Source organism: Microcoleus sp. K4-B3 (assembly GCF_036704615.1).
In the GTDB taxonomy this organism is placed as follows: domain Bacteria; phylum Cyanobacteriota; class Cyanobacteriia; order Cyanobacteriales; family Microcoleaceae; genus Microcoleus.
Genome location: NZ_JAUBSF010000059.1, coordinates 31,782 through 44,623 on the forward strand (window position 1 = coordinate 31,782; position 12,842 = coordinate 44,623).

Annotated in this window: 4 protein-coding genes and 1 pseudogene; 4 read left to right on the forward strand and 1 reads right to left on the reverse strand. The window is 38.9% G+C overall.

Annotated elements, in window-relative coordinates; all coding sequences use genetic code 11:
• Nucleotides 1-853 precede the first annotated feature (853 nt).
• Nucleotides 854-3,748, forward strand: a complete 2,895-nt coding sequence (locus QUA78_RS21895; protein ID WP_333301657.1) for an ATP-binding protein — start codon at nucleotides 854-856, stop codon at nucleotides 3,746-3,748.
• Nucleotides 3,745-5,562 (forward strand): EAL domain-containing protein, encoded by a 1,818-nt coding sequence (locus tag QUA78_RS21900; RefSeq protein WP_333399013.1) that lies wholly within the window; start codon nucleotides 3,745-3,747, stop codon nucleotides 5,560-5,562. The genes QUA78_RS21895 and QUA78_RS21900 overlap by 4 nt, the downstream gene beginning before the upstream one ends.
• 16 nt (nucleotides 5,563-5,578) lie before the next feature.
• Here the strand turns inward: QUA78_RS21900 and QUA78_RS21905 are convergent, their stop codons facing one another.
• Complete coding sequence (locus QUA78_RS21905; RefSeq protein WP_333301656.1) at nucleotides 5,579-8,791, reverse strand: PAS domain-containing protein; 3,213 nt, start codon at nucleotides 8,789-8,791, stop codon at nucleotides 5,579-5,581.
• A gap of 349 nt (nucleotides 8,792-9,140) precedes the next feature.
• On the opposite strand from QUA78_RS21905, the gene QUA78_RS21910 reads away from it, so the two are divergent.
• A complete protein-coding gene (locus tag QUA78_RS21910) occupies nucleotides 9,141-10,526 on the forward strand; it encodes a response regulator (protein WP_333301655.1) in 1,386 nt (461 codons plus the stop codon).
• Nucleotides 10,527-11,373: 847 nt separating this feature from the next.
• A pseudogene (locus tag QUA78_RS21915) lies at nucleotides 11,374-12,468 on the forward strand (ISAs1 family transposase); the annotation flags it as partial.
• Nucleotides 12,469-12,842: the final 374 nt, after the last annotated feature.

Here is a 12,842-nt window from a genome sequence, read left to right on the forward strand (position 1 = left end):
ATATTCTGCACAATTGTGTCCCAGTAGGTGATTCAGCTTTTGGGGAGATGTCTAAGGTTTCTGGGCCCAATGACAACTTGAGTAATTTACTGAATTCTGTCTGCTCTGGAAATAGCGATCGCCTCTAGGGAATTTATACAAAATATAAACATTTTGTATATGCGCAAGTCCTAGAAGTAAGATACTGGGGAGCGGTCTTTTCTGAGGATTAGCAACAATTCTATACATAAACTTGTCAAAAAATGTATTACTATATGGTTTTAAAGAATAGAATGTTTACCAAAAAAAGGACTCTTCCGTAGAGAAGAGGATAGAATAGTTATAAAATTAGAGTCTTGTTTAGGAATTTTAATTAATGTAATGTAATAAAAATGACATGGATTAGCATCTTCGTTCAACTATAATACGTATTGCTAAGCCAAAGACAGCGTAATATTGATATTAACCAAGTACCTGGGCAAATTCTAAAAAAGCTTCAGCCAGTTAGTGGATGACTGCAACTCCCAAAGTTACGTTAGAGGACGTTTTAAAAGGGTAGTTTGACCTCATAGTTGGCACAAAGAAGCATCTAAGTAGGGGCCCAAACCTTGATTTATCGTCTCAGTTAAGCCCAATCAGAAAAGCTAAATTATACCTGAGCGGACTTTTAAAACATCCTCTTAGGTCTGCTCTTGTTTCCACCTTTTATCCTAAATATTTTTGTGGGTGTAGGAATAACGGGGTATGTCTCTTTACAGAATGGACAAACAGCTACTAAAGAAATTGTCAAACTCTACCATGAGGTTAGAGCGCAGATTGACAATCATCTTAATAGCTATTTCAACATAAATCATTATCCATTACTTATTAGATTATGAACAAACACCTACACCAGCGCCTCACAGAACCCATAAATTTAATTGCGTTGTTGTTGATTTTTGTATTTCCTTTTGCTCTGGTAGTTTATCAATTAATTGCTGAAATTGATAGCAAAATTGAATTTGCTCAAAAAGAAAAACTCGGCTTGGCTTATAACTATCCTTTGAAAAATTTGCTTGTCGCTGTTATTGAACAGCGCACGCAAGTTAATCAATATTTAAATGGGGACAAGTCTTTAGCACCTGCGATCGCCACGGCAACAGAAAAGATCGAAACGGCAATCCAAAACCTCAATGCAGTGGAAAAACAGCTATCGCCCCAATTTACAGCTAGCCGGCAATGGCTAGCGATCAAAACTTCCATTAATGGCAACTGGCAGCGATTAAACAAGCAAAAATTAAACTTATCTCCTACCCAAAGCTGGCAAGAATATACAACTCTTGTTAACGATATCCTCGCTTTAATTGCCCACGTCGGAGATGTTTCTAATCTCATTCTAGATCCATCTTTAGACAGTTATTATTTAATGGATACAGTGGTCACGCAGCTACCATTAACGATAGAGAATACGGCTCAAGCTAAAGATCTCGGTGCAAAGATCGTCGCTCAACAAGCTAAAAAAAAAATTGCCGACAGCGATCGAGCAAAACTTTTGATTATTCGGAGTTTAATTGCACCGCCTATACAAGCAGTGGAAAGAGGCTTGCAAATTTCTGCTAATGCTAATCCGCAAATTCAGCGGCAGCTATCCACTAGCGTGCGCGAAAATTTCAAGGATATCAAAAGATTTATTGACTTACTCGACAAAGATATCATTAATGCCAACAGCATCAACTTACAGCCATTCGTATATATAGCTACAGCCGAAACTGCCCTAGAGTCCCAATTAAAACTTTACGATACAGCTTTTCCACTTTTAGATCGTTTATTGGAACAGCGACTGAATCAGTTAGTTGGTAGAAAATATCAAATCATCGGGTTTGCACTGCTAGTATTAGCGGTAGTTACTTACGTTTTTATAGCTTTGGTCAGCAACCGCAAAAAGCGACTGCAATTTGAAAAAGAATTACAAGCTGCTGAAGCCAAATATCGCAGCATTTTTAACAATTCAATTAATGGAATTTTCCAAGTTACGCCAGCAGGGGAATATCTTAGCGCTAATCCAGCCTTGGCTGAAATTTATGGTTACAATTCTCCTGGCGAATTAATTGGCAAATTAACCAATATTAAACAACAACTTTATGTAGATCCCAACCACCGAGAAGAATTGGTAAAAATTATAAGCGATTGCGGCAGTGTTGCCGACTTTGAATCTCAAGTTTATTGCCGCGACGGTAGTATTATTTGGATTTCAGAAAATGCTCGCGCTATTTGTGATGAAAATGGCAATATTCTCTACTACGAAGGTACAGTAGAAGATATTACCGAATACAAACGTGCCGAACAAGAAATTTATGCCGCTAAAGAAGCCGCAGAAAATGCCAACCGCGCCAAAAGCGAGTTTCTGGCTAACATGAGTCACGAACTGCGAACCCCACTCAACGGGATCTTAGGCTATGCCCAAATCCTCAAACGTTCTGTAAAACTAGGAGAACACGAACAAAATAGCATTGAAATTATCTACCAGTGCGGTTCTCACCTGCTAACTTTGATTAACGATATTCTCGATCTGTCTAAAATAGAAGCTCAGAAAATGGAACTCTACCCTACAGAATTTCATTTTCCCGCTTTTCTGCAGGCCGTTGCCGAAATTTGTCGCATTCGCGCCGAACAAAAAAGTCTCAAATTTAGCTACCAACCCGATCCCGATTTACCCATTGCCATTCACGCCGACGAAAAACGCTTGCGACAAGCATTAATTAACCTTATTGGTAACGCCATCAAATTTACCAAAATAGGAGACATAAGTTTTAGTGTCAGTTTAATTGAAAAAAATATTACTTTTTCCCATCAAACTCGCTGTAAAATTCGCTTCAGTGTCAAAGATACAGGAGTAGGAATTAAACCCGAAGAAATCGCCAAAATATTTTTACCTTTTGAACAAGTTGGATCTCGCAAAAATCAAGCAGAAGGAACGGGATTAGGACTGGCAATCACTCAAAAAATTATTCAATTAATGGGTAGTACCATTCAAGTCACCAGTCAATTACAAATGGGCAGTATTTTTGGGTTTGATTTAGAGCTATTAGAAGCCACAGAATGGGTTAATACAAGTTCTCAAACTGACAAAGGTAAAATTATTGGATTTAAAGGAAATCCCCAAAAAATTCTCGTGATTGACGATCGTTGGGAAAATCGATCGGTCATTGTTAATTTACTGACTCCTCTAGGATTTGAAGTAATAGAAGCGACTAACGGTAAACAAGGATTGAACATAGCAACTCAGGCTAAACCAGATTTAGTGATTACAGATTTAATTATGCCAGAAATGGATGGATTTCAATTAATGGCATACTGGAAAACAAGCTTAGAATTAAAAGATATTAAAATAATTGTTTCTTCGGCGAGTGTTTTTGAAACCGACCAAAATCAAAGCTTACAAGCGGGAGCAGTTGATTTTTTAGCCAAACCCGTTCAAGCTGAAGAACTTTTAGAAAAGTTAGAACTTCATTTACAAATAGAGTGGATTTATGAAGCTGCATCATTGATGCCTTCAGGAAGGAAACCCAATTACGATAAAATTGTTCCTCCTCCTCCAGAAGCATTAGATAAACTGTTTAATTTGGCTTTGCGAGGTAATTTGAAAGAGATTATAAAACAGACAGAAACTATTGAAAAAACCGATCCAAAATATATGTCATTTGCGTCAAAATTGCGGCAGTTAGCTAAAGAGTTTCAAGAGAAAAAAATATTGGAAATGCTCACTCAATACAAGGAAATAAATTTATGAACAATTCAATGTCTTACTCAAATACAATTTTGGTAGTGGATGATGTCCCTGCTAATTTAGGAATCTTAGCGGATTTCCTCAGTGAAGCTAGTTTTGAGGTTTTGGTAGCTCAAGATGGAGAAAGTGCTATCCAAAAAATAAATTATGTGATTCCCGACCTAATTTTATTAGATATAATGATGCCCGGAATAGATGGATTTGAAACTTATGAACGCTTGAAAGAAAACCCTTTATGGAGTCAAATTCCTGTAATTTTTATTACGGCTCTTTCTGAAACAGATAATGTTGTCAAAGGTTTATCTTTAGGAGCCGTAGATTATATTATTAAACCTTTTCAAAAAGAAGAGGTTTTAGCGAGAATTAAAACTCATTTAGATCTGCGACATTTAACTACAACTATTGAAGCTAAAAATCAGCATTTATTGCAAGAAATTGGTGAACATGCTAAGGCTCGTGCAGACTTAAAACAGCTAAATCAAAAATTAGAAATCCGAGTCAAGGAACGAACAGCAGAACTTTCTCAAACGCTGCAAGACTTGTACAGAAGTCAAGCTCAATTAGAGCATAATGCCTTTTATGACTCCTTAACAGGTTTGCCAAATCGAGACTGGTTGATTAAGCGATTGCAGGAGCTAATTGCAGCAAATTCAAGTTATTCTGTTTTGTTTATTGACTTAGATCGCTTTAAAATTATTAATGATAGCCTGGGACATTTAGCAGGAGATGAGCTACTAAAGTGCGTAGCCAAGCGGATGCAAGGATGTTTAAAATCTTCCCAAACTGCAACGCGCATGGGTGGGGATGAATTTGTGATTTTAGTAGAAATAGAAACAGGGATTACAGTTGCTCAAGAACTATTAGAACAGTTCAAGTTACCCTTTAAGTTTAATGACTACGAAGCGATCGTAGAAGCGAGTATTGGTATAACTTCTAGTGCAATGGATTATCAACAACCGATGGATATCCTTAGAGATGTGGATATTGCGATGTATCGAGCCAAAAAGCAGGGAAGTGGTAACTATCAGGTTTTCGATCCGCAGATGCAAGCAGATGCGATCGCACGCCTCGAACTGGAGCAAGACTTGCGAAAAGCGATCGCTCAACAAGAATTTTGCTTGTACTATCAACCTATTGTTTCCCTCATTACTGAAGAAATTAAAGGTTTTGAAGCTTTAATCCGCTGGAATCATCCCAAAGGCATGATTTCACCAGATCAATTTATCCCTGTTGCTGAAGAAACAGGATTAATTAATCCTTTAGGTTGGTGGATTTTACGCGAAGCTTGCAACCAGTTACGACGTTGGCAAGAGGAATTGCCTGACTTGCCTTTGAAAATGAACGTTAACTTTTCTCCCATTCAATTCCAGCAAGTTAATTTATTTGAACAAATTGCAGAAATCTTACAACAAACTGGGATAAATAAAAACACTTTAAATATAGAAATCACTGAAAGTTGTCTATTAAAAACAACAAATTTAAACTTTGAATTTTTAAAAGCTATGGGTGTTGGTATATGTATCGATGATTTTTGTACTGGCTACTCTTCATTAAGTTTACTCAAAGATTTGCCAATTGATACTTTAAAAATCGATCGTTCCTTTTTGCAAAACCTGGCTCGAAATCCCAACGATACAAGTTTAATTCAAACAATTATATTATTAGGTAAAAAATTAAATATGGAAATTGTTGCTGAAGGATTGGAAACTCAAGAACAAATAGAAATTATTCGAGAACTAGGATGTATTTTCGGACAAGGTTACTTTTTTTCTCGCCCCTTAGATAGTCATAACGCCACGCGGTTTATAGGCTTATAATTGAATCGCGTTATTTTCAACCATCAATTTGATTTTTGTTATCGGCTTTGTAATCGTTGATAAATAACCGTAATTTTTTTTCCTGAAAGCTTGCAGCCAATTCACCTACCCGTTCGGCAAAGGGAATATATTTTGCATCCAATTTTTTTAACTGTTCAACTTGTTGAGTCACTGCTTTTAAATTACCTCTCATAACCAAATCGTATAAAATTACCAGTTCTTCATCTGGTGGAGGTACTAACGAAGAAGCTGAATCTAATTGTACGGATTGATTGACATTTTGATTGAGGTGAGGTGATTCTTGATATACCCAAGATATCCCTAAATGCTTTTGTAGCAATACCAATAACTCAGCCGCCTGTACGGGTTTGGGTAAAAAAGCATTTGCGCCGACATCTAAACTCTTATACTGGTCAGCTTCAAACGCGCTAGCTGAAGAAACGATAATGACTAAATCTTGAAATTTAGGTTGAGAGCGGAGACGGCTTACTAACTCGAAACCATCCATTTCTGGCATGACTAAATCAGTAATAATTGCATTGAATTGACCACAAATAACTTGTTTTAAAGCTTCTTTGGCATTAACAGCTTCTAGCACTTCAAAGCCAAGGGGTGTCAACAAATTAACCAGCACAGATCGATTTTCCCACTGATCGTCAACTGCGAGAATTTTCAATTTAGTTCCCTGATAGCCAGCGATCGCAGCTTGTAGCTGAATTGCCGATTCCCATTTACTAGCAGAAGGTAAATCTAAATCAAACCAAAATTGGCTGCCAGCATTTAACTGACTGGCCGCTCGAATACTACCCCCCATCATTTCGATAATTTTTAAGCTAATTGCCAATCCCAAACCTGTCCCTTCTGCCATTTTATTGGTATCACCTACCTGTTCAAAAGGTTTAAAAATTTTCTGCATTTGCTCTTCGCCGATCCCAACTCCAGTATCTTCAATTTGAAAGCGGATAGTGTTGATGGCGTTTAATTCCTTCGGGTTAGGTTCTAAGGCTACTGATTTTATGAGTTGAACTTTGAAAGTAACGCCCCCTCGATCGGTAAATTTTACAGCATTACCTAAGAGATTAATTAAAATCTGCCTTAAGCGTTTTTCATCCCCTTGCACGTTGGTGGGTAAGGAAGAGTCAAATTGACAAATAAAACTGATGGCTTTTTGTTCGGATCTGAGGCGAAAGATTTGGCTGACATCTTCTAAAAATGCCCAAAAATGAAATGGCGTCGGGTAAAGTTCTATTCTCCTAGCTTCGATTTTAGAAAAGTCGAGGATGTCATTAATTAAAGTGAGCAAATGAGAGCCACACTGATGAATAATTTTCAGACCGTTCAGATCTTGAGAGTCTAAATTTTTTGAACGCATGAGGATTTGAGCGTAGCCCAATATACCGTTGAGGGGTGTGCGAAGTTCGTGGCTCATGTTTGCCAAAAATTCGCTTTTGGCTTTGTTCGCAGCGTCGGCAGCTTCCTTGGCTATTTGCAATTCTATTTCCGTTTGTTTGCGATCGGTAAGATCGGTGTGAGAGCCGACTAAACGTAGGGGTTGGCCTTCCGCATCCCGCTCGACAACCCGACCTCGCGAAAGTATCCACCTGTAGCTACCGTTTTTGTGCCGCATCTGAAATTCCCAACTATAAGGTTCCTTAGTTCCACTTTTTAAATAGTCTTCTAAAGAGTCTAATATCGGCTGTAAATTATCGGGGTGAACCAGTGCTTCCCAAGAGCTAAATAGGTTAATAATTTCGTTGTCTTGATAGCCTAGCATGGCTTTCCATTGGGGTGAAAAATAGATGGTGTTTGTTTGGATTCGCCAGTCCCAGATGCCTTCATTAACGCTTTCTAGAGTTAATTGATACCTTTCTTCGCTTTGCCGGAGTGTCTCTTGTATCTGTTGGCGATCGCGCATTTCTTGCTCTAATGCTTGAGTTCTTTCTGCGACTTTTTGTTCTAAGGAGTGCGAATAATCTTCTAATTGTGCGTAGGACTGCTTGAGTTGCTGGCTCATTAAATTGAAAGAAGTCGCTAAAGCGCTGATTTCTTTAACCGAGGAAGCCGTTACTTTTTGCTCGAAGTCGCCGTCAGCGATCGCGCTTGTGGCTTTACCCAAACGCCGAATCGGTCGGGCTATCCATTCAGAAGTCACAATTCCCAAAACTGTTGCGAAAAATAGTGCCAAAAGACATAGTAAAATCGTCGTATGTCTACTCCTGTTAATTTGTTCCATAAAATCCTTTTCTGGAACCGCCATTACAATTAACCAATCAATCCCTTTACCATCTTGAAAAGGAACAACTTGTACGAATTGTTTTTGTCCGTTTAGTAAGAAATCTAACGGCTGAGAATTTTTAATATAATTGAAATTGTTAAATCGCTCTGTTAGATATTTTGCAGTCGCTTGGGTTAAAATATCTTTGCTGTCAGTGGCTGGAAATCTTTGCCTATTTCGGTATGGTTTTTCTGATGTGGAAGTTGCCACTAGCATTCCGCTTCGCTCGATAATAAAAGTTTGTCCTGTTTTTCCAACTTTTAAAGTTTGCAAAAAATTCCCAATTAGGGATAAACGTAGAGTAGTTAACAAGACACCAGTAGCTTTTCCATTTTTATCAAAAACTGGTTGCCCTGCTGTCATTATAGGGGTGATAATAAGTTCACCAAAATGTATTTTAGTCCAGGTGGGTTTACTAGCTTCCATGCTTTCTTTGTAAGCTGTAATTCTTCGGGGATCGAAATTTTTAACCACTTTGATTAATTTTCTTCTTTCTCCTTGACTACCAGCCAAATACATGAATACTTGGTTCGGCTTGGTTGGACTTGTTGCTTGAAGGACTCGCTTTCTTTCATCGTTACTAATAATAGATACACCTTGGCCTTTTTCATTGATAATTGTCAGGCCATCTACGCTATTAAAGCGATTTTTTTGTTGCCAAAAATGACGCTCCCATACTGTCAGGTTGTCTAGGCTAAATTGACCAAGACTAATAGCATCTGCATTAATTTGATTAACTAAATGGGGAACCGCTAGATAGGTATGCAAATTCTGCTCAATTCTGGTGGCAATTTCACGGCGCAACTGTGCGGCTACATCATTAACTGCTTTCTGTCCGTTTTGTAACGAAAAATATCCGGTTAACCCTACGGCTGTAAAGATTTGTAAAACAAAAGGAACAATTAAGACACGGCGTAGCGACATTTTCTGGAACTTAGCAACATTTGTACCCATAACTTTTTAGGAAAAATGTATTTGTCTATACTCTAGAGCAACAGACTATTCACCAGACGTAGGACTCTTCTGTAGAGAAAGGGATAGGAAAGCCATAAGACTAGAGTGCGTTACAAAAACTTTACGTTAAAATAAAAAAGATTACATTGGTTAGCATCCTCATTGAACTATAATATGATGATACACCAATGGGACAAGGTTAATTTTTTCCCGACCCCTAGATAGTCAGAACGTCACGCAGCTTATAATTGAAAAATCCTGCTGCAGATTGGCTCTGCAAACTGGCAGATTAGATAGTCAGGACGCTACGCGGCTTATAATTAAAAACCAAGGAGAAGGCTAAAGCTTTATGAATAATTTATCTTTCTCAAAAAACACCCTCTTAATTGTAGATGATAATCCTACAAACTTAGGTGTTATATTTAACGTTTTAGATGAGGCAGGACTAGAAGTTTTAGTAGCTCAAGATGGAGAAAGTGCGCTGCAAAAAATAGAATATGTCACCCCAGATTTAATTTTATTAGATATAATGATGCCGGGAATTGACGGATTTGAAACTTGTTCTAGACTGAAAAGTAACCCGTCAACTTCAGGAATCCCGATCATTTTTATGACGGCTCTTGGCAACACCGATCAAAAAGTCAAAGGTTTAAGCCTTGGGGCTGTAGATTATATCACTAAACCCTTTCAAAAAGAAGAAGTATTAGCTAGAATTCAAGTTCATTTAGAGTTGCGAAACTTGACCAAAGATCTGGCAAGCAAAAATCAATTGCTCCAAGAAAAAATTGAAGAAAAAACGACTTTAGAAAAAACTTTACAACAATTGAATCAAGAATTAGAAAAACGAGTTGAAGACCGAACCTCTGAACTAAAACAAGCTCTACAGACCATACAACAAGCTCAACTCCAATTAATCCAAAGCGAAAAAATGTCTACCCTCGGTCAATTAGTGGCTGGAGTGGCTCATGAAATTAATAATCCAGTAGGCTTTATCAAGGGAAACCTGACTCATGCTGAAACTTATATTCAAGATTTATTAGAAATTGTTCATCTTTATCAGCAACAGTTTCCCTCTCCAGGTGCAGTGATTGCAACTCGTGCCGAAGAAGTGGATTTAGAGTATCTCATACAAGACTTACCCGAGCTTATTTCATCCATGAAAGTGGGCGTAGAACGGATTCGTCAAATTAGTGTATCTTTAAGAACTTTTTCCCGCGCTGATAGTACATCAAAAGTAGAAGCTAACCTGCATGAAGGGATTGACAGTGCATTACTAATTCTACAACATCGATTAAAAGCAAATGATACACGTCCGAAAATAGAAGTCGTTAAAGTATATGGAAATTTACCTCTAGTACCGTGCTACCCCGGACAGATAAATCAGGTATTTATTAACATTATTGCTAATGCCATTGATGCTTTAGAAGATTCTCTTCTGAAGCAAAATTTGGAACAAATTCAAGCAAATCCCAGACAAATTATGATTTGCACTGAAGTTGACCGCCAGCGAAATATTGCCATTATTCACATTAAAGATAACGGTTTGGGAATGCCGGAAGAGGTATGCACTAAAATATTTGATTATCTATTTACAACCAAGCCAGCAGAAAAAGGTACGGGACTGGGTTTATCAATTAGTCATCAGATTGTTGTAGAAAAACATTGTGGTCAACTGAGTTGCTTTTCAGAACAGGGTGCTGGGACAGAGTTCATTATTGAAATTCCTTTAGCCTAAAGGGAGAGCCTAGGAATTAACGAATTTATGGGAGACTAAACCGACGTAGCAGGCAACGTCTCTACTCGGTCAATGAGACCCTTCATTTAGACGCGCTATATAGTGGCGGTTCAAAGCAGGATTTATCAACGCCCTTGGAGAAATGATGATTTTCATCCCCGCAGTTCCCCCAGCCAATCAATAAAAATTAAGAGAAGCCGCTAGGACTTACACATTGACAAAATGTTTATATTTTATATAACTGCCCCGAGAGGCGATCGCTATTTCCAGAGCAGACAGAATTCAGTAAAATTACTCAAGTTGTCATTGGGAGAGAAACATTAGACATCTCCCCAAAAGCTGAATCACCTACTGGGACACAATTGTGCAGAATATGCACAGCCAGTTGACTTCACCTCGATTTGACGACAGCATCAGGATGAGAAGCAACTCTACTTCTCAGGGTAAGCTCATCTAATTTGGTATAAATTGTACTTGACAAAAAGGGCAAGATATAAAAGAGCATCCTGTCAATAGCGGTTCTTTGAACCCATTTGAGAGCTTTTGACGAGCGACAGACAACGGACGAGCGACAGACAACGGGCGAGCGACAGACAACGGGCGAGCGACAGACAACGGACCATCGACAGACAACGGGCGAGCGACACGCAGCCTCAAAGATGTCAAATGGGTTCTATAATACTGCTTCATCTGTGTCACGAATGGTGAGGAAAAATCAATGGAGAAAGGATTCGATCGTGTTGTGAATGAGCCAAAATCATTAGCGAAGCCCGACAGTTCTCAACCCATCTCCATGCAACACTTACTGCGCCTTCAACTTATTTTGATGACATACCAGACCCTCCTAGTAGACCGAACCAAACAACATTTACTTAAAGACATTCTGGTCATTACCATATTAGCTACGATCGCAGGATCTGGCGGGGTGGGAAGACATCGAAAATTATGGACTCAGCAAGCAGCAATAGTTAGAAGAATTTTTAGAGTTACCCAATGGCATCCCCAGCGATGATACATTCCGCCCTTGTGTTTGAAAAGCTAGACCAGAAAGTTTTTTCTTCAGAAGTTATCACCATGGTTGCAACAAATTATGGGTTCAGTCTTCCAAGAAATTATCCCAATAGATGGCAAAAGTTGGCGAGGTTCTTACGAGCGACAGAAAGGTTTGAAAAACTTACATTTAGTGACAGCTTGGGCGAGCGAACAGCGTTTGGTACTCGGACAAGTCAAAGTAGAAGACCATTAATCATGAAATTACAGCAATTCCAGCCCTACTAGAACGCGCTCGACATTGCCGGGGCGATTATCACCATTGATGCGATGGGGACTCAAACAGAAATAGTCCGACTGATTCGTCAGAAAAAAGCCGATTATATCGTGGCACTAAAAAGCAATCATCCCACTCTTTACAATCAAGTTAAAGACTGGTTTGAGACTGCAAAAACTCAGGATTTCATAGGGATTGAAATGAGTTATGATTCCCGAACCGAAAAGGGACATCCGGAGCCTCGATAATCGAAAAGTTTGGGCGGTATCACTTGCCAAACTAGGAGGACTTTACAAGCAAGAGCAATCTTGCTGGCTTGCGCACTATTGTTATGGTCGAAAGAGTTCGTCATCTGTGGAACAAAACCACTCACGAGGTACAGTTTTACCTAAGTTCTTTACCAGTAGACGCTAAAGCGGAATGGTCGTGCTATTCGTCAACATTGGAGCATTGAAAACCAAGTGCATTGGAGTTTAGATGTGACTTTTAATGAAGATAAATCCCGGATTCGCTCGTTAAACAGTCCTCAGAACTTCGCTCTGGTAAGACGGCTCGCGCTGGCCGGCGGTTAACCAAGAAACAACTCTCCAGCGTAGCCTGCGACAAAAAATCAAACGGGCTGCGATGAACAATGACTATATGATGCAAATTCTCAAGTGCTTTTGTCAAGCATGATTGAGATGCTCTTACCCTGGGTCGTGTCCAGGTCAAAATGCAGGTGATTGGTGCGCTGATGAGAAAACTGGTGCATTTGCCTTTTGGGATTTTAAAATCCCAAAAGCCTTTCGACCCCAATTATTTGACTGCTACCCCTTGACAGGTCAAGACAGTATCTACAGGCTATTGGGTGGGTTTTACAAGCCATCTATGTCGGAACAAACAATAATATAACAGCGCACTCTTAAAATCATCCCAACTGCGATCGCCCTGATTCACCTGCTTTTTCTGCTAACTTATGCTTTTTGAAAGCTTCTAAGCTGTTTCGCATTTAAATTGTGATAATAGCATTTCCTTTGTTTTTAAGTTTCCGTCCCCATTTGATAACCAAT

Excerpts from the sequence above, each read along its gene's own strand:
- QUA78_RS21905 (WP_333301656.1), bottom strand. The coding sequence starts at position 8,791 with ATGGGTACAAATGTTGCTAAGTTCCAGAAAATGTCGCTACGCCGTGTC.
- QUA78_RS21895 (WP_333301657.1), top strand. The coding sequence starts at position 854 with ATGAACAAACACCTACACCAGCGCCTCACAGAACCCATAAATTTAATT.
- QUA78_RS21900 (WP_333399013.1), top strand. The coding sequence starts at position 3,745 with ATGAACAATTCAATGTCTTACTCAAATACAATTTTGGTAGTGGATGAT.
- QUA78_RS21910 (WP_333301655.1), top strand. The coding sequence starts at position 9,141 with ATGAATAATTTATCTTTCTCAAAAAACACCCTCTTAATTGTAGATGAT.